The organism is Pectobacterium aroidearum, assembly GCF_015689195.1.
GTDB lineage: Bacteria > Pseudomonadota > Gammaproteobacteria > Enterobacterales > Enterobacteriaceae > Pectobacterium > Pectobacterium aroidearum.
In genome coordinates this window covers 849396-868363 of the sequence record NZ_CP065044.1, presented here as the reverse complement: position 1 = coordinate 868363, position 18968 = coordinate 849396, and the positions used below count along the sequence as shown (strand labels likewise).

At 53.1% G+C, this 18968-nt stretch carries 18 protein-coding genes; 1 reads left to right on the top strand and 17 read right to left on the bottom strand.

Features of this window, described 5'->3' with window-relative positions; all coding sequences use genetic code 11:
• Positions 1–53: 53 nt before the first annotated feature.
• From ftsA to I2D83_RS03800, 15 genes are all read right to left on the bottom strand, one after another.
• Positions 54–1310, bottom strand: a complete 1257-nt coding sequence (ftsA, locus tag I2D83_RS03870; protein WP_010298002.1) for a cell division protein FtsA — start codon at positions 1308–1310, stop codon at positions 54–56.
• Positions 1311–1363: 53 nt separating this feature from the next.
• On the bottom strand, positions 1364–2188 hold the full coding sequence (gene ftsQ, locus I2D83_RS03865; RefSeq protein ID WP_015841722.1) for a cell division protein FtsQ: 825 nt from the start codon (positions 2186–2188) through the stop codon (positions 1364–1366).
• A 1-nt stretch (position 2189) separates the two neighbouring features.
• Positions 2190–3110, bottom strand: a complete 921-nt coding sequence (locus I2D83_RS03860) for a D-alanine--D-alanine ligase (protein WP_181847198.1) — start codon at positions 3108–3110, stop codon at positions 2190–2192.
• Positions 3111–3118: 8 nt separating this feature from the next.
• Positions 3119–4579 carry a UDP-N-acetylmuramate--L-alanine ligase gene (gene murC, locus I2D83_RS03855; protein ID WP_205947570.1) on the bottom strand — a complete coding sequence of 487 codons (1461 nt, stop codon included), beginning with the start codon at positions 4577–4579 and terminating at the stop codon, positions 3119–3121.
• 62 nt (positions 4580–4641) lie between these two features.
• On the bottom strand, positions 4642–5733 hold the full coding sequence (murG, locus tag I2D83_RS03850; RefSeq protein WP_181845852.1) for an undecaprenyldiphospho-muramoylpentapeptide beta-N-acetylglucosaminyltransferase: 1092 nt from the start codon (positions 5731–5733) through the stop codon (positions 4642–4644).
• Entirely contained in the window at positions 5730–6932 is a 1203-nt protein-coding gene (gene ftsW / locus I2D83_RS03845) for a cell division protein FtsW (RefSeq protein WP_015841726.1), read from the bottom strand. The genes murG and ftsW overlap by 4 nt, the downstream gene beginning before the upstream one ends.
• Positions 6932–8248, bottom strand: a complete 1317-nt coding sequence (gene murD / locus I2D83_RS03840) for a UDP-N-acetylmuramoyl-L-alanine--D-glutamate ligase (protein ID WP_205947569.1) — start codon at positions 8246–8248, stop codon at positions 6932–6934. The genes ftsW and murD overlap by 1 nt, the downstream gene beginning before the upstream one ends.
• Before the next feature lie 3 nt (positions 8249–8251).
• Positions 8252–9334: a phospho-N-acetylmuramoyl-pentapeptide-transferase gene (mraY, locus tag I2D83_RS03835; RefSeq protein ID WP_015841728.1), complete on the bottom strand. Its 1083-nt coding sequence runs from the start codon at positions 9332–9334 to the stop codon at positions 8252–8254.
• Complete coding sequence (gene murF / locus I2D83_RS03830; protein ID WP_205947568.1) at positions 9328–10689, bottom strand: UDP-N-acetylmuramoyl-tripeptide--D-alanyl-D-alanine ligase; 1362 nt, start codon at positions 10687–10689, stop codon at positions 9328–9330. The genes mraY and murF overlap by 7 nt, the downstream gene beginning before the upstream one ends.
• Positions 10686–12173, bottom strand: coding sequence for a UDP-N-acetylmuramoyl-L-alanyl-D-glutamate--2,6-diaminopimelate ligase (gene murE, locus I2D83_RS03825; RefSeq protein ID WP_205947567.1), 1488 nt, complete (start codon positions 12171–12173; stop codon positions 10686–10688). Before murE ends, murF begins: the two co-directional genes overlap by 4 nt.
• Positions 12160–13923, bottom strand: a complete 1764-nt coding sequence (locus tag I2D83_RS03820; protein WP_180778509.1) for a peptidoglycan glycosyltransferase FtsI — start codon at positions 13921–13923, stop codon at positions 12160–12162. Before I2D83_RS03820 ends, murE begins: the two co-directional genes overlap by 14 nt.
• Before the next feature lie 23 nt (positions 13924–13946).
• The gene (ftsL, locus tag I2D83_RS03815; RefSeq protein WP_180741529.1) at positions 13947–14267 is read right to left on the bottom strand and encodes a cell division protein FtsL; all 321 of its coding nucleotides are present in this window, start codon (positions 14265–14267) and stop codon (positions 13947–13949) included.
• A complete protein-coding gene (gene rsmH, locus I2D83_RS03810) occupies positions 14264–15208 on the bottom strand; it encodes a 16S rRNA (cytosine(1402)-N(4))-methyltransferase RsmH (protein ID WP_015841732.1) in 945 nt (314 codons plus the stop codon). Before rsmH ends, ftsL begins: the two co-directional genes overlap by 4 nt.
• A 2-nt stretch (positions 15209–15210) precedes the next feature.
• Complete coding sequence (gene mraZ / locus I2D83_RS03805) at positions 15211–15669, bottom strand: division/cell wall cluster transcriptional repressor MraZ (RefSeq protein WP_015841733.1); 459 nt, start codon at positions 15667–15669, stop codon at positions 15211–15213.
• A 423-nt stretch (positions 15670–16092) separates the two neighbouring features.
• Positions 16093–16257, bottom strand: coding sequence for a hypothetical protein (locus I2D83_RS03800; protein WP_205947566.1), 165 nt, complete (start codon positions 16255–16257; stop codon positions 16093–16095).
• Between the two features lie 294 nt (positions 16258–16551).
• On the opposite strand from I2D83_RS03800, the gene I2D83_RS03795 reads away from it, so the two are divergent.
• Positions 16552–16989, top strand: coding sequence for an L-alanine exporter AlaE (locus I2D83_RS03795; RefSeq protein WP_015841734.1), 438 nt, complete (start codon positions 16552–16554; stop codon positions 16987–16989).
• A gap of 85 nt (positions 16990–17074) precedes the next feature.
• On the opposite strand, the gene cra is transcribed toward I2D83_RS03795, so the two are convergent.
• Both cra and ilvN read right to left on the bottom strand, forming a co-directional pair.
• Complete coding sequence (cra, locus tag I2D83_RS03790; protein ID WP_205947565.1) at positions 17075–18079, bottom strand: catabolite repressor/activator; 1005 nt, start codon at positions 18077–18079, stop codon at positions 17075–17077.
• Between the two features lie 396 nt (positions 18080–18475).
• Complete coding sequence (ilvN, locus tag I2D83_RS03785; RefSeq protein WP_005975253.1) at positions 18476–18967, bottom strand: acetolactate synthase small subunit; 492 nt, start codon at positions 18965–18967, stop codon at positions 18476–18478.
• Position 18968: the final 1 nt, after the last annotated feature.

The window sequence follows — 18968 nt, the reverse complement described above, 5'->3', positions numbered from 1 at the left end:
GTGCCTGTAACTGCGAGATCATAAAACTGTGCCAGGTGATCTCTTTGATAAAATTAAAATTCTTTCCTCAACCAGCTGTTGATTCGTTTGAACCAGTTGCTCACTGAGGCTCGTTTTTCGACTTCATGCTCACCGCCCAGATGAGATTCTTTTCCGTAATGCAGCAACCCAACCGCCGTTGAGTAATAAGGCTCTTGGGCATAATCCGTCAGCCCTGTTATATTCATTGGTTGTCCAATACGCACCTGTGTATGGAACACACGCTGCGCACAGGCCGCCAGACCGTCTATTTGCGCGGCACCGCCCGTCAGCACAATCCCTGCCGCCAGATGATGTTTCACGCCTTGTTGACGCAACTGCTCCTGCAACTGTAAAAGTTCATCGTTCACCAAATTCAAAAGTTCGGTGTAACGTGGTTCAATGACTTCCGCCAGTGTCTGTCTTTGCAGACTGCGGGGTGGACGTCCTCCGACGCTCGGGACCTCCACATTCTCATCTTTGCCAACGATCGCGCCTAATGCACAACCGTGGCGCACTTTGATCGCTTCGGCATCCGTCGGCGGCGTACCAAACGCGTAGGCAATATCGCTGGTGACCACATTGCCCGCATACGGAATCACTTTAGTGTGTCGCAATGCGCCGCCGGTGTAGACCGCGATATCCATTGTACCGCCACCGATATCCACTACGCACACACCCAGCTCACGTTCGTCTTCTGTCAGAACCGCATAACTGGAAGCCAGACCCGCGAAAATCAACTGGTCGACTTTTAAACCGCAGCGTTCAACGGCTTTAACAATATTCTTCGCCATATCGTTATGGCAGGTTATCAGGTGGACTTTCGCCTGCATGCGCACGCCGGATAAGCCAACCGGGTTCTTAATCCCTTCCTGATAATCGATCGCATACTCCTGTGGAATCACATGGAGAACACGATGTTCATCGCGCACGCGCACGGATTTAGCGGTATGCACCACGCTTTCCACGTCGTCCTGCGTGACCTCTTCTTCTGAAATAGGCACCATCCCTATTTCATTCTGGCAACTGATGTGTTTTCCCGATAGCGCCAGATACACGGAAGAGATCTGGCAGTCTGCCATCAACTCAGCCTGATCAATAGCGCGCTGAACACATTTAACGACCGACTCCAGATCGTTTACGCCGCCTTTATCCATACCGCGTGACGGGCAACTGCCTACGCCAATAATATTGACCATGCCATCGGGCAGAACTTCCCCTACCAGCGCAGCCACTTTTGCTGTACCGATTTCCAGCCCAACTACCAGTTTTCTGTCCGTCGACTTGATCATTGTTGTTTAGCCTGTGCCTGTTTCTGGTTACTGTTCTGTTGCTGATCAATGTCTTATTGCTGACCAACTCGTTGCCGATCAACATTTTGCTGATCAAGCAAGGCTGGAGCCCAACCAATTGCAGCCCCGCTGTCGTACCGCAAGTCCACATGGCTGATACGTTTGTTTTCGCTCTGAGCCTGCCGCTGTAACAGCGGATAAAGCTCGATAAAGCGTTGCAGACGTTTGGCTCTATCGTCTCGCCCCAATTCAAGGCGAGTATCATCATCTAATCCCAGTTGCCACGAATGCCGCGCACTCATCGCAACCGTCTTTAACGTAAACTTCCCGGCGGCTAGCGTCTGACTCATTGTGCGATAGCCTTCCAGCACTTCGGTCTCACTGCCTTCCGGGCCGTACAGCAACGGCATCTTGCGATTACCAATACGTTCGGCAGGTACACTGAACGAATTTCCTTCCGCATCAACCATTAGCTGATCATTCCAACGTGCTACCGGAACATATTCAACCAGATGAATCTTTAATTCGTCCGGCCACTGCTTACGCACGCTGGCCTGCTTTATCCATGACAAACGCTCAATCTGCTGCTGGATCACATTCACATCTTGTGTCATGAACGTACCCGGCGATCCCAACGACAAAATAGCCTGCCGGATATCATCGTTGGTGGTGTACTGTCTTTCCCCTGTTACTGCCATGCGGGAGAGCGGTAAACGGCTGGCATCTTTCATCCACCCCACCACCATCCAGCTTCCCCAGACGATAGTCCCTATCACCATCAGCAGGAAAATCATCCCTGCCAATTGGCCTCCATTACTGCGACGTGTTCCTTTCGTTTCAGGCTCTCGTCCGCGTGTATTCAGCGCTGCCTGCGACATATCAGCCAGCGAGCTCCAAAATTTTCACGACCAGCTGCGAGAACGTCAGGCCACGCTGACGCGCTGCCATAGGAACCAGGCTGTGGCTCGTCATTCCCGGAGACGTATTTACTTCGAGCAGATAGAAGGCGCCGTCGCTATCCAGCATAAAATCAACGCGTCCCCACCCGCTGCATCCCACCGCACGATAGGCTGCCATAGCCAGCCCCGCTAATTCCTGCTCTTTCTCGTCCGACAGACCACTCGGACAGAAATACTGCGTATCATCCGATAAATACTTCGCTTCATAATCGTAAAACGTACCCGCAGGCTGAATACGAATAGAAGGCAACACCTCATCACCCAGAATAGCAACCGTATACTCAGGGCCACTCAGCCATTTCTCGACCAGAATATCGTCATCATGACGGAATGCTTCTTCCAGTGCCGCAGGCAGTTCGCTCAGCGTATTCACTTTGCTCATACCAACGCTGGAACCTTCACGGCTTGGCTTGACGATCAGCGGCAACCCGAGGTGCGTGAACGTCGCCAACAACGCATTTGCTGCCATCTCGGAATACTGGCGGCGATCCAGCGCCACGTAAGGTGATACCGGTAATCCCACCGCTTGCCACACCTGTTTGGTGCGGAGCTTATCCATCGTCAGTGCAGATGCCATGACGCCGCTACCGGTATAAGGCAACCCCAGGAATTCCAGCACGCCCTGCAATGTGCCATCTTCGCCACCACGACCATGCAAGGCGATAAAAATTTTGGTAAAGCCTTCTTCCTTCAGCGTCGTTACAGAGACGTCACGGGTATCAACCGCGTGCGCATTGATGCCTGCTTCTTTCAGACCAGCCAAAACCGCCTGACCGGAAAGTAACGACACTTCACGTTCGGCAGAGGTTCCACCAAGCAATACAGCAACTTTCTCAGTCATGATGTTCCTCATTCACTTATCTGCGGCTGTAATCTGGAATCAGCCAGTTTACGCGCCAGTTTACCGATATTGCCGGCGCCCTGAACCAAAATCAGGTCTTCACCTCGCAGCGCCTGTGACAACAGTTCCGGTAAAGTATCCACATCCGTCACCAGAATCGGATCAATCTTACCTCTGCCGCGAATCGTACGGCACAGCGAACGACTGTCCGCCCCCGGAATCGGCGATTCGCCTGCGGAATACACATCCAGCATCAGCAGCACGTCTACCTGTGATAATACGTGTGCAAAATCGTCATACAGATCGCGGGTTCGCGTATAGCGATGTGGCTGAAAAATCATGACCAGTCGCTTATCCGGCCACCCGGCGCGAGCAGCCTTAATCGTGGCATCGACTTCCGTCGGATGGTGGCCATAATCATCCACCAACATCGCCGTACCGTTTTGTCCATTCACCAGTTCAAGCGGATATTCACCGAGAAAATCAAAACGACGCCCCGTGCCCTGGAAACGCTCAAGCGCGCGCAGAATCGCCTCATCATCAATGCCTTCATCGGTCGCCACGGCAACCGCCGCCGCCGCGTTAAGCGCATTGTGACGCCCCGGCGCATTTAACGTGACGGTTAGCAGCGGCTTATCTTTCCGCTCCAGCGTAAAGTGCCCTTGCGCGCCAACCTGGCGATACCCTGAAACACGGACATCGGCATCGTCGCTAAAGCCATACGTGGTGATATGACGACCCACGCGTGGCAGCAGCTCACGGATTACCGCATCATCAATACACATCACGGCCTGCCCGTAAAACGGCAGGTTGTGCAGGAAATTGATGAACGTCTGCTTCAGGTTCTCAAAATCACCCTGATAAGTGTCCATATGGTCGGCTTCAATGTTAGTCACAATCGCCACCATCGGCTGCAAATGCAGGAAAGACGCATCGCTTTCATCTGCTTCCGCAATCAGGTAACGGCTTGAGCCCAAACGCGCATGCGTTCCTGCCGCCTTCACTAACCCACCGTTCACAAACGTCGGATCCAGTCCCGCTTCCGCGTAAATACTGGTGACCATCGCTGTCGTCGTCGTCTTACCGTGCGTCCCCGCAATCGCAATACCGTGTCGAAAACGCATCAGTTCCGCCAACATCTCGGCACGACGGATCACCGGAATACGTGCGTCATGCGCGGCCACGATCTCAGGGTTATCCGCAGTAATCGCACTCGACACCACCACCACGCTGGCGTTCAGAACGTTCTCCGCCCGGTGGTGGAAATAAATCTGCGCGCCAAGTTCGGTCAGTTGCTGGGTCACCGCATTCGGTGCCAGATCGGAACCGCTAATTTCATAACCTTCGTTGGCCAACACTTCGGCGATACCACCCATGCCAGCACCGCCGATGCCGACAAAGTGTATGTGCCGGACGCGATGCATCTCGGGCACGATTGAACGTAGTTTCGCCAGTTGTTGAGTATTCACTTTATTCTATCGCTACCTTGTAGCGTCGTCGCACAGCCTTCTGCCCGACCACGCTGTATTAATTAACCATGAGCCACATGTGTGGCCCGACTACCTGCCGCTGCACTGACTTCCGCAGCAACCCGATCGGTTGCATCTGGAATCGCCACTGCGCGGGCTTTTTGCGCCATTGTCAGCAAGGTTGCGCGATCCCAACCGGACAGCACCTCGCTGACAGCCGCCACGTTAAACTGTGGCTGCTCAATAATTTTTGCTGCACCCGCTTTTTCCAACGGCAGCGCGTTCCAATACTGCTGCCGATCTTTATGCTGGAACGGCACAAACAGCGCGGGTAGCCCAGCCGCCGCAATTTCGCTGACGGTTAATGCGCCGGAACGGCACACCACAACATCCGCCCAGGCATAAGCTGCCGCCATGTCATCAATAAACTCGGTAATCTTGTGCTGCGTCTGTCCAACATCCTGATAAGCCTGTTGAACGGTTGATAACGCACCTTTACCGACCTGATGCCAAATCGTCACACGCTCGCCCAACTGTGCCGCCACGCCAGGTAGCGTTTGGTTCAGCACTCTTGCGCCCTGACTACCGCCAACAACCAGCACCCTCACAGGGCCTGAGCGATCGGCTAATCGTGTTTCCGGCGCAGGCAACGCCAGCACATCGGTTCTGACCGGGTTACCCACAACATCCGCTTTGGGAAACGCCCCCGGAAACGCCTGTAATACTTTTTTTGCGATGTGGGATAACCAGCGGTTGGTCAGCCCAGCGATCCCGTTCTGCTCATGCAGTACAACCGGGATGCCGCACAGCCAGGCAGCCAAGCCTCCGGGGCCGGAAACGTAACCGCCCATACCCAGCACCACATCAGGCTGGTAACGGCGCATAATCGCCCGCGCCTGACGCACTGCCTGAAAAATACGAATCGGCGCGCTTAGCTGCGCCCAAATGCCTTTACCACGCAAGCCAGAAATGCGGATAAAATCAATTTCGATACCATGCTTAGGCACCAAATCGGCTTCCATTCGATCCGCCGTACCTAACCAGCGAACCTGCCAGCCCTGCGCCATCAGGTGGTGTGCAACCGCCAGCCCGGGGAAAACATGCCCGCCCGTACCGCCAGCCATCACCATCAAACGCTTGCCTTCGCCACTCATCGGGCACCTCTCGTAAACGCCTGCGCTTTCGTCAGACGCGTTTCAAAATCAATGCGTAACAGCAAAACAATCGCCGTCGACATAATCAGCAAACTGGAACCGCCGTAACTGATCAGCGGCAACGTCAGCCCTTTCGTCGGTAGCATCCCCGCCGCCGCGCCTACGTTCACCAGCGTCTGAAAGCTGAACCAGATACCGATTGAACACGCCAGAAAGCCCGAAAAACGTTGATCGATCTCCAACGCCCGCTTCCCGATAGACATCGCGCGAAAAGCGACGAAGAATATCATTAACAACGCTAAAACCACACCGATATAGCCGAGTTCCTCACCTAAAATAGAGAAAATGAAATCGGTATGTGCTTCTGGGAGATATTCCAGTTTCTGTACTGAATTCCCCAGCCCTTGTCCCCAGAATTCGCCACGCCCAAATGCCATCAGGGATTGCGTCAACTGGTAGCCACTGCCAAACGGATCGTCCCATGGATTCCAGAAAGACGTCACACGCCGCATACGGTAGGGCTCAGCGACAATCAGCAGGCCAACGGCAAACACGCCACAGCCGATAATTGCCAGAAACTGCCACATCTTGGCACCAGCCAAAAACAACATCGCCAGCGTCGTAATAAACAGTACAACCACAGTACCGAGGTCAGGCTGTGCCAACAGCAGCACCGCCAACACCACCATCACACCCATCGGTTTACAAAAGCCCCAGAAGTTATTCCTCACTTCTTCAACTTTGCGCACCATGTAGCTGGACAGGTAACAAAACAGCGCCAGCTTAGATAACTCCGCAGGCTGAATACGCAACGGCCCCAGCGAAATCCAGCGGGATGCGCCGTTGACAGAGCTACCCACAGCAAGCACGACCAACAGCATAACCATCGCCAGCAAGAGCAGCACCGGGCTGTAACGTTGCCATATCTCCATCGGGATACGCAGCGTGACTAACGACAAGCCAAATGCCAACCCGATATAAATCGCATCGCGCTTCGCAAACAGGAATGGGTCACTGGCAAGACGCTGCCCTACAGGCATCGAAGCCGACGTCACCATCACAAAACCAATCACGGCCAGCCCAAGCGTCAACCACACCAGCGTCCTGTCGTAGAGAACCACGCTCAGCGTATCGCTTTCGCGCGTTCCCATAACCCAGTTCTTGATGCGTTCGATAAACGCCTGCCCGAAGAACCGCATCAGCCTAACTCCTCCGCCAGACGAGCAAACTCATCGCCTCGCTGTTCAAAACTGCGGAACTGATCCAAACTTGCGCAGGCTGGCGACAGTAACACCATATCACCCGGCTTAACGCGTTCGGCGATGACGCGCATCGCCTGCTCCATCGTTTCTGTTTGTTCAGCAATTTCCGGGCGCAACGCAGCCAACTGCTGTCCATCACGACCGAAGCAATACAAACGAATGCACTCACCCTGTAAATACGGCACCAGCGGAGAGAAATCGGCAGATTTCCCATCACCGCCTAACAGCAAGTGCAACGTGCCTTCGACGGTCAAGCCGCTCAATGCGGCCTCAGTGCTGCCCACATTGGTGGCTTTAGAATCGTTGATCCACCGCACGCCGTTATGCTCGAAGGCCATTTGAAAACGGTGCGGCAGCCCGGTAAACGTCGTCAGCGCCGTCAGCGCAGAAGCCCGCGGGATCTTCACGGCATCCGCCAGCGCCAGCGCCGCCAATGCATTCGTATAATTGTGTTGCCCGACCAGCTTGATTTCACGGGTGTTAAGCACACGTTCGCCATCAACACGCAGCCAGGTTTCTCCCTGCTGACGATTAAGGTGATAATCGCCGACATCGACACCAAAACTACGGCAGCGCGCATCCGCACCGCGAACCGGCATAGTCAGCGCATCATCAGCGTTCACAACACATAAATCTGCATGCTCATAAATACGCAATTTGGCCGCCCGATACTGCTGTAGACCAAACGGATAACGGTTGGTGTGATCTTCCGTCACGTTCAGAATGGTTGCCGCAGCGGCATGCAGGCTGCTCGTCGTTTCCAGTTGAAAACTCGACAGCTCCAATACATAAAGCTGAGCGGGCTGTTCAAGCAGTTGCAGCGCAGGCAGGCCGATATTGCCGCCAACCCCCACTTGCCAGCCTGCGGCACGCGCCATTTCACCGACCAGCGTCGTCACCGTGCTTTTACCGTTAGAACCGGTAATCGCCACAATCGGAGCCTGCGCTTCACGGCAGAACAGCTCGATATCACCGACAATTTCAATACCAGCGTCGGCAGCATCACACAGAATCGGCGTCGCCAACGCAACACCGGGACTGGCGACGATCAAATCTGCGCTCATCAGCCAGTCTTCATTCAGGCTGCCGAGGTGTCGCTCTACCTGCTCCGGCAACTTATCCAGACCCGGCGGACTGATACGGGTATCCACCACGCGCGGAATCACACCGCGTGCGACAAAGAAATCAACACAGGAGAGCCCGGTCAGACCCAACCCGATAATGACGACTTTTTTACCCTGATAGTCCACCATGTCTTATCGTACCTTCAGCGTTGCCAGGCCAATCAGCACCAGCATCAACGAAATAATCCAGAAACGCACAATCACACGCGGTTCCGGCCAGCCCTTAAGTTCATAATGATGATGAATCGGCGCCATGCGGAAAATCCGCTGCCCGCGTAACTTAAAGGACCCGACTTGCAGAATCACCGACAGTGTTTCGACCACGAAGACACCGCCCATAATCACCAACAAAAACTCCTGACGCAGAAGAACCGCGATAGTGCCCAACGCACCGCCCAATGCCAGCGACCCGACGTCCCCCATGAAGACCTGAGCCGGATAGGTGTTAAACCACAGGAATCCAAGCCCTGCGCCAACAATCGCGGTACAGACAATCACCAGTTCACTGGCATGACGGATATACGGAATGTGCAGGTAACCAGCAAAATTCATATTCCCTGTTGCCCATGCAACCAGCGCGAAGCCAGCGGCCACAAACACGGTCGGCATGATTGCCAATCCATCCAGACCATCAGTCAGGTTTACCGCGTTGCTGGTGCCTACAATCACAAAGTAGGCCAACGCAACATAGAGCAGACCCAACTGCGGCATCACATCTTTGAAGAACGGCACAACAAGCTGCGTAGCCGGCGTATCTTTGCCAATGGCATACATGGAGAACGCCACCACGAGCGCAATCACGGATTGCCAGAAATATTTCCAGCGGGCAATCAGCCCCTTGGTATCCTTACGGACGACTTTGCGATAGTCATCAACAAAACCGACCGCGCCGTAGCCTGCTAACACAAGCAGTACGCACCAGACATACGGGTTAGACAGATTTGCCCACATCAAAACGGAAACGATAATCGCCACCAGGATCATCACGCCCCCCATCGTCGGGGTTCCGCGCTTACTGAAATGTGACTCAGGCCCTTCGTTACGCACCACCTGCCCAATCTGCAAACGTTGCAGCCAGGCGATCATGTGTGGCCCCATCCACAGGGAAATAACCAATGCGGTCAGCAGGCTGACAATGGCGCGGAACGTCAAATAAGAAAAGACGTTAAAGCCGGTATAAAGTTTGGCCAAATGTTCGGCCAGCCATACTAACATTGCGCATTCTCCTGTAATGCATGTACAACCTGCTCCATCGCAGCACTGCGTGAGCCTTTGACCAATACGCTGATGACGTTATGTTCTGACATCAGCACCTTCAAACGTGAAACCAGCGCGGCTTTATTCTGGAAATGCTCACCATTGCCGCTGGCAGTGCCGATCAATTCACTTAACGTTCCCACACTTAATACGCGATCGATGCCCGCAACCCGTGCCGCCTCGCCCACTTGGCGATGGCATTCTGGAGCGTCATCTCCCAGTTCGCCCATATCACCAACGACCATCACGCGGTAGCCCGGCATCTCCGCCAGTACCTGCGCCGCCGCCGTCATGGAACCCACATTGGCGTTATAGCTGTCATCCAGCAGCAGCTTGCCTTCAGACAAGGTAATCGGGAACAGTCGCCCCGGCACCGCCTGCAGTTGAGATAATCCGGCTTTGACCGCTTCCAGCGTCGCCCCGACAGACATCGCCAGCGAAGCCGCCGCCAGTGCGTTCGAGATATTGTGTTTACCCGGTAAAGGCAGCAGAACCTGCGTATCACCAAATGGCGTGTGCAGAGTAAAACGTGTACCCTGCGCCAAAACGTCTATGTCACTGGCAAAAAAATCGATATCACAAGCGGCCTGCGGCGAGAAACGCCAGACGGTTTTATGATTCAGCGTGACCTGCCAGTGCGGGAAATCATTGCTGTCTGCGTTCACAATCGCCACGCCGTCTGCTGGCAAACCGGCAAAAATCTCACCTTTCGCCTGCGCCACACCAGCCAGTGAACCAAAACCTTCCAGATGTGCAGCGGCCAGATTATTAACCAGCGCGCTTTCAGGCCGCACCAGATCGGTGGTGTAAGCAATCTCACCAATGTGATTTGCCCCCAGTTCAATCACCGCAAACTGATGTTCCGCTGTCAGACGCAACAGCGTGAGCGGCACACCGATGTCGTTATTGAAGTTACCAGCGGTATAAAGCACGGAACCACACTGGCGCAGAATCGCCGCCGTCATCTCTTTAACCGAGGTTTTGCCGGAAGAACCGGTCAGTGCGACTATGCGCGCCGTTGACTGCTGGCGAACCCAGGCACCCAATTGCCCCAACGCCAGACGCGTATCGCTCACCAGCAATTGCGGTATATCAATAGGTAAGTGCTTACTGACTAACAGAGCCGCCGCACCGCCTTTTACCGCATCCGCAGCGTAATCATGCGCGTCGAATTTCTCGCCTTTCAGCGCAACAAAAAGGCAGCCGGACGTCAGCTTACGCGTATCGGTTGAAACATCTTCAATATCAATGCTTTCACCAATCAGCTGCGCATTCAGCACTGTGGCAAGCTGCTGCAGGGAGACGCGAATCATGCAATCACCCCCAGCAAACGAGCAACGGTGATACGATCGGAATAATCAAGACGCTGATTGCCGACCAGTTGGTAATCTTCGTGCCCTTTACCCGCAACCAGCACGACGTCATTTTCCTGCGCCTGCATGATCGCACTGGTGACCGCTTCAGCACGCCCGTGAATCACCTGAACCCGCCCGGCATCCAGCAGCCCGGAGAGAATATCGGCGACGATCGCCTGAGGTTCTTCACTGCGCGGGTTATCATCAGTCACTACAACGCGATCGGCCAGCTGTTCTGCGATGCCGCCCATAAGTGGGCGCTTACCTTTATCACGATCGCCGCCGCAGCCAAACACGCACCAAAGTTTCCCCTGGCAGTGCAAACGCGCCGCTTCCAACGCTTTTTCCAGCGCGTCCGGCGTGTGGGCATAATCAACAACGACCGTTGGTTTACCTTCAGCATGGAAAACTTCCATGCGGCCACATACGGGTTGCAACTGCGACCCAGCAATGACCAGCTTGTCGAGTGGATAGCCGAGAGACAGCAGCGCTGCCAGCGCCAGCAGCATATTGCTGACGTTAAACGCGCCCATCAGGCGACTTTCGATTTCGCCGTGTCCCCAGCTTGAATCAAACGCAATCGTGGCACCGTTGTCGTGGTAATCAATCTGTGTCGCTTTCAGCCAGCGCCCACGGCAGCCGGGGACCAGATTGTTCTCCATCGTGACAGCAACCGCATCCGGCAACTTTGCCAACCAGCGCAGCCCAACTTCATCATCGGCATTGATAATCATCTGCCCTACGAGATGATCGGCGAACAGCGCCCATTTGGCCGCTTCATAGCTTTCCATATCGCCGTGGTAATCAAGATGATCGCGGCTCAGGTTAGTGAACACCGCCGCCGCGAATGGCAACGCCGCCACGCGATGCTGCACCAGCCCGTGGGAAGAGACTTCCATTGCAGCGAATGTGGCACCTTGATCGACTAACTGGCTCAGCACCTGCTGAACATCAACAGCAGAACCCGTCGTGTTCTCTGCCGGAATCGCACGGCCCAATAAGCCATTGCCTACGGTGCCCATCACTGCGCTCGTTTCGCCCAGCGCCTGGCTCCACTGCGCCAGAAGCTGAGTCGTCGTCGTTTTTCCGTTGGTTCCTGTTACACCAATCAGCTGTAACTTTTCCGCAGGTTGCTGATAAAAACGGCCTGCCAGCGCGGAAAGCCGCTGGTTCAGATTACTGAGATAGACCACTGGCACGCCGTGCATTTCGCGAACGGTGCCATCGGCAGCTTCACCTTCAGCTTCAGCAACGATCGCTGCTACGCCTTGCGCAATTGCCTGCGGAATATAGCGCCGTCCATCTGTTTTGTGCCCGACAATCGCGACAAACAGATCCCCGGCAGCCGCTACGCGGCTGTCTAATGTCATTTCCCGCAGCGCGCGCGCCGGGGTGTCTTGCACCCACGGCGCAAGTAAATCGCGCAAATTACGATCTGCCACCTGATCCCTCTTCTCTATTAATTACAAACTCGTTTTTGTCGCCTGACGGCAACGCATCCGGTTCGATATTCATCGTACGCAGAACGCCACCCATGATGGCGCCAAAGATTGGCGCAGAAACTGCACCGCCGTAGTACTTCCCTGCCTGCGGATCGTTGATCACGACAACCAGAGCAAAACGTGGGTTACTGGCTGGCGCCACGCCCGCTGTATAGGCAATATATTTATTGATGTACTTGCCATCCGGGCCGACTTTTTTAGCCGTACCGGTTTTAATCGCGATACGGTAGCCTTTGATGGCCGCTTTGGTACCGCCGCCGCCGGGCAGCGCAACGCTTTCCATCATGTGCACCACGGAACGCACCAGCGCTTCAGGGAAGACGCGTTCGCCAGGAACCGGTGGATCAACTTTAGTAATCGACAGCGGACGATAAATGCCGAAACTGCCGATCGTGGCGTAGACTCGCGCTAACTGTAACGGTGTTACCATCAGCCCGTAGCCGAAAGAAAAGGTGGCCCTCTCTATGTCAGACCACCGTTGTTTTTGAGGGTATAAGCCACTGCTTTCTCCGACCAACCCCAAATTGGTCGCTTTTCCTAATCCAAAGCGCGAGTAAGTATCTACCAGCGCAGAGGAAGGCATCGCTAACGCCAGTCTGGAAACACCGACGTTACTCGATTTCTGTAGCACGCCCGTCAGCGTCAATTCGCTGTAGCGCGCCACGTCTTTGATTTCATGACCGTTGACGTAGTAAGGCAGCGTGTTGAGCACGCTATTTTCTTTGATGACGCCGCGCTGCAACGCCGTCATCACCACCATCGGTTTCACCGTAGAACCCGGTTCGAAGATATCGGTGATGGCGCGGTTACGCATAATCTCTTTCGGCGTATCCGCCAGATTGTTCGGGTTATAAGACGGGCTATTCGCCATCGCCAGCACTTCACCGGTATTCACATCAACCAGCACGGCCGTTCCTGACTCAGCTTTGTTAAAGGCAACCGCGTTGTTGAGTTCGCGGTAAACCAGCGCCTGCAGACGTTCATCAATGCTCAGCGCCAGATTATGTGCAGCCTGGCTATCAACAGAAGAGATATCTTCAATCACGCGGCCAAAGCGGTCTTTACGCACGGTACGTTCACCGGGTTGCCCTGTCAGCCAGCGATCAAAGCTTTTCTCGACCCCTTCAATACCCTGACCATCGATATTGGTGAAGCCGATGAGGTGAGAGGTCACTTGTCCGGAAGGGTAATACCGGCGAGATTCCTGCCGCAGATTAATGCCCGGCAGCTTCAGTTTGTGGACGTATTCGCCAATGGCTGGATTTACCTGACGAGCGAGGTACACGAAGCGCCCTTTCGGGTTAGCGTTGATCTTCGTGGCCAATTGATCCAATGGGATATCGAGCGCGTCAGACAGTGCTTTCCAGCGCGTATCCAGCGTAATACCGCCACGATCGTTCACTTCTTTCGGATCCGCCCAAACGGCATTCACCGGTACACTGACGGCCAAAGGACGGCCAGCGCGATCGCTGATCATACCGCGTGCCGTCGGCACTTCCTGTACACGCAGGGAACGCATATCGCCTTCGCGCACCAGTTTGTCTGGATTGATCACCTGAAGGTAAGCCGCACGCGCCATCAAGCCAAACATCGCAAGCAGGATACAGCCGCAAAGCAACGCAAAACGCCAGCTAACAAAGCTGGCTTGATCTTCCTGGCGCTTTAACTTTCCTGTACGGGCTGCTTTCATGCTTGACTAGTTGCCTATTTAATTCATTGCTTAACCACAATATTTTCCTGTGACGGATCGACATGCCCCATTTGCAGCTTTTCCGTCGCGATCCGCTCAACGCGGCTATGATCCCCGAGAGAGTTCTCCTCCAGGATCAGATTTCGCCATTCGATATCCAACGCATCACGCTCCAGCAGAAGCTGCTCGCGTTCCGCTGTCAGCAAGCGCGTCTTGTGCGCCGTTGTCACCACAAAAACGGCAGAAACCAGTACGGCAATCATCAGCAACATGGGGAGCTTTGCATTACGCAGCAAATCCTCACCGATGACGCCGACCAGAGTATGCCGTTCGTTACCGATCACGCTGGCAGTCTCTCAGCGAAGCGCAGAACAGAACTGCGCGCGCGTGGGTTTTCCGCAACTTCTGCTTCCGAAGGCATCAGTTTCTTTCCGACGGCTTTTAACGTCTGGCCGCCCTGACTACGCAACTGCTCTTCCGTTAACGGCAGGCCAGCAGGCACCTGTGGCCCACGGCTCTGATGGCGAATAAACCGTTTTACGATACGATCTTCTAACGAGTGGAAGCTGATGACTGACAAACGTCCCTGCGGAGCCAGTACGCTTAACGCGCCTTCTAGCGCACGCTCGATCTCTTCCAGCTCGCTGTTGATGTAAATGCGGATCGCCTGAAAACTGCGCGTTGCCGGGTGCTTATGTTTTTCTCTCACCGGGCTGGCAGCCGCGATCAATTCCGCCAGCTCCTTTGTCCGCGTCATCGGCTCAGTGCGATTGCGTTCTACAATGGCGCGAGCAATACGCTTGGCAAAACGCTCTTCGCCGAACGTTTTCAACACCCAGACAATGTCGTCCGCTTCCGCTTTCATCAGCCATTCGGCAGCGGATAAGCCGCGCGTCGGATCCATGCGCATATCCAGCGGACCGTCGCGCATAAATGAAAACCCACGTTCAGGGTCATCAAGCTGTGGGGAAGAAACACCAAGATCGAGCAGAACACCGTCGATCTGCCCGGTCAGTCCGAGTTCAGCCACATACTCCGCCATGGCGGAAAACGGCCCGTGAATAATAGAGAAACGAGGATCGTCGATCGCCTTGGCCGCTTCAATGGCCTGAGGATCGCGATCGATAGCTAACAGACGCCCTTCCGGCCCCAGTTGGGAAAGAATCAGACGAGAGTGACCACCACGGCCAAATGTGCCGTCGATGTATATGCCGCCGCTGCGAATGTTCAGGCCATTTACTGCCTCATCCAACAGGACGGTGGTATGTTTATAATTTTCCAGCATGACTATAGCGATAGGTCCTGCAACCGGTCAGACAAAGGTTCCTGAGTCGATTGTTCAGCGTCAATATCATCCCTGACCTGTTGATACCAAGTCTGTTCATCCCACAGTTCAAACTTGTTGAACTGCCCGACTAGCATCACTTCTTTTTTAAGGTCCGCATGCTGCCTTAACGTATTCGCAATCAACAAACGCCCTGCACTATCCATTTGACACTCGCTGGCATGCCCCAATAACAACCGCTGAACGCGGCGTTCAGCTGGATTCATGCTCGATAAGCGAGACAGCTTTTGTTCAATAATTTCCCATTCAGGTAAGGGATAAAGCAGCAGGCATGGCTGATGCAGGTCAATGGTGCAAACCATTTGACCTTGCGATTCCCCGTTCAGCATTTCCCGGTATCGGGTAGGCACAGCAAGGCGCCCTTTACTGTCGAGGTTAACCAGCGTAGCCCCACGAAACATACCTGAGTTACCCCTTCATAACCTTTTTCACCACTTTACCCCACAAAATCCCACCTTTAAGAGTGTACGGAGGGTATGAAAACCTTGTCAAGCCAGAGCTGGCGCGCTTTGGGATTATTCCTGAATGAATTGGGGCCGGCATAGAGGTAAAAGGAATAAGGAGTGAAAATTAACGAAGATTAACGTCATGATAATGTAAGAAAAATTCATAACAGAATGGGAACACTGCAAACATATTGCTATCGACTCCGGTATCTCGATTATTTTTATTGTCACAAGCTGATACCAAAGACCGCTGTTTTCAGAATAGTCTTATTACCCCAAACACCTTGAATACCAAGGCTTGTGCGAACCCACAAGATCATACCGTGATAGCTAACACTTGCTCAATGTCACATTTTTAACATCAACATCATCGATTCTTTATTCATCAGCCGATTTACCCTGCTCAATATTCTCCTCACCAAGGGAGGCGATTTCCTGAAAAAGAAACGCAGGCCCAGAAAACGGATCGAATAACGTGTGCAATCCATACATCCAGAAAAGCATGAAAAGGAACACTACAAGCAGCCTCTTTTTATCGGTCATTTACTCACTTGCTTTAATGTCATTAAAGCCTCACAGAAACGCCTCGGCCTGAAAAACCATAACAAATTGTTTTTAAATAACTTTAAATCCCTTGTCACGATAAAAAAACGGGAAACTTACCGGCTAGATATAAAGTAGCGAGAAAGTATAAAAAATGCTCAAAAATAAATATTTTTACCTAGTACAAAGCTAATCATTCAGTGATGTAAACTACACAAACAAAATAAAGCATGACAAAAAACCACAAAATATCATTACACCAGTTTATCCGCCCTAAGAATGGAGCAGCCCGGTATGTTTTCCCCGACGTCACGATTGCGAAGTGCCACCGCAGATACCTTTGCGCTCGTTGTCTATTGTTTCATCACTGGCATGGCGATAGAAATCATGCTTTCCGGGATGAGTTTCGAGCAATCGCTGTCTTCGCGTTTACTGTCTATCCCCGTGAATATCGCCATTGCCTGGCCGTACGGGCTTTATCGCGATCGCGTGTTGAATATCGCCAAACGTCACGGTGGTGAGCATTTTCTGGTGCGCAGCCTTGCCGATCTCTTTGCTTATGTCAGTTTCCAATCCCCGGTTTACGCCATCATTCTCTGGGTTATCGGGGCAAATCCCGCACAAATCCTGACTGCCGTTACCAGTAATCTGGTGATATCGATGGTGACAGGTGTGATATACGGTTATTTCCTGGAATATTGCCGTCGGTTATTCCGCGTGGCATTGCCATAAACGTAAATTGAGAGTCGGTAGTGAATCGACGTTGAGCAAAAAAAGAGAAGCGCCATAGTCATCTATGGCGCAGAAAGGCAAGGGATTACACGCGGCTCAGTGAGCCACGACGGTACAGATTCCGTCGAATACGATTCAAACCAGGCTTCGGCCTTTTCGGCTCATCCAGACTGGCCAACACCAGTTCCAGTACGCGTTCCGCCACTTCACGATGGCGCTGAGCGACAGACAATACCGGGCATTCCAGATAATCCAACAATTCATTATCCCCAAAGGTCGCGATAGCCAGATTATTCGGCAAACGCCCGTTAATCTTCAGATTAACATCCATCACCCCTTGCAAGAGCGGGAATGAGGTCGTGAACAGCGCTTCAGGCATAGGATTATTTTTCAAATAATCCATAAATGCGGCGGCGGCGGCTACACGTTCATAGCTATTGGAATAGAGATAATTCACCTCACGCGGATCGCCCGCCCACGCCTGACGAAACCCTTGTTCACGCAGGAAACTGACGGAAAGCTCAGGCAAGGCGCCAAGATACAGTACCGACGTCGCAGGCACTTTGCGTAATTCCTGCGCTAGCATTTCAGCATCTTCAAGATCGGCACCGACCACGCTGGTAAAGTGCTCACGATCCAACGCCCTATCCAACGCAATAATCGGCAGGTTGCCGTTTATCCAGCGCTGATAAAATGGGTGCTCGGGAGGTAATGCAGTAGAAACGATAATAGCGTCAACCTGGCGCTGTAACAGATGCTCAATACAGCGCATCTCATTGTCCGGTTGATCTTCTGAACACGCAATTAATAACTGATATCCGCGCTGTCTGGCCTGACGCTCCAGATAATTGGCGATGCGTGTATAGCTGGTATTTTCCAAATCGGGAATAACCAAACCAATTGAACGTGTGCGTCCAGCACGTAATCCAGCCGCGACGGCGTTGGGATGATAATTGTGCTCCCTGACGACAGCCATGACTTTCTCAACGGTCTTATCGCTCACGCGATATTGTTTTGCTTTCCCGTTAATAACATAGCTGGCTGTCGTGCGTGAAACACCCGCAAGACGCGCGATTTCATCCAGTTTCACGGTAACCCCTTAGTAGGCCGGAAAATAAATAGGCCGGATAAATAATAAATAGTGCGATGACCATAAAATCATCATGGATATGGCGTAGATCTAACAGCAGAAGCTTTTGTACGGCAACTGCTTTTATCACGTTACCCGCATATTTCAAGCTGTCATATCAATAATGGACGTCTTTTAACCTGAAATATATTGCGCCTATACCCTAAATAATTCGAGTTTCAGGAAGGCGGCAAGAGAAGGAATCCCGATGAGCTTACTCAGGTAAGTGATTCGGGTGAGTGAAAGCAGCCAACGCACATGCAACTTGAAGTATGACGGGTATATATAAGATAAGGGAAATAAAAAGGCCCGATACTATTATCGGGCCTCTTAAAGGAAAAAGCAGCGAAAAGTCGATTAACGCATGATTTTATCGCCGCGTGATACGCCGACGATCCCGGAGCGTGCCACTTCAACAATTTCTGCAACTTCACGCACAGCGCTGAGGAAGGCGTCCAGTTTATCGCTCGTGCCAGCAAGCTGTACGGTGTAAAGCGAAGCGGTAACATCCACAATCTGGCCGCGGAAAATATCGGCGCAGCGTTTCACCTCTTCGCGACCATATCCTGTGGCTTGCAGCTTCACCAGCATGATCTCACGCTCAACGTGCGCGCCCTGCCCCAGTTCACTGACGCGCAGGACATCCACCAGCTTGTGCAGTTGCTTTTCGATTTGCTCCAGCACTTTCTCATCGCCTACCGTCTGGATAGTCATACGAGACAGCGTAGGATCTTCGGTTGGGGCTACCGTCAGGCTTTCAATGTTGTAGCCGCGCTGTGAAAACAGGCCGACGACACGTGACAAAGCGCCCGATTCATTCTCAAGTAATACTGATAAAATCCGCCGCATG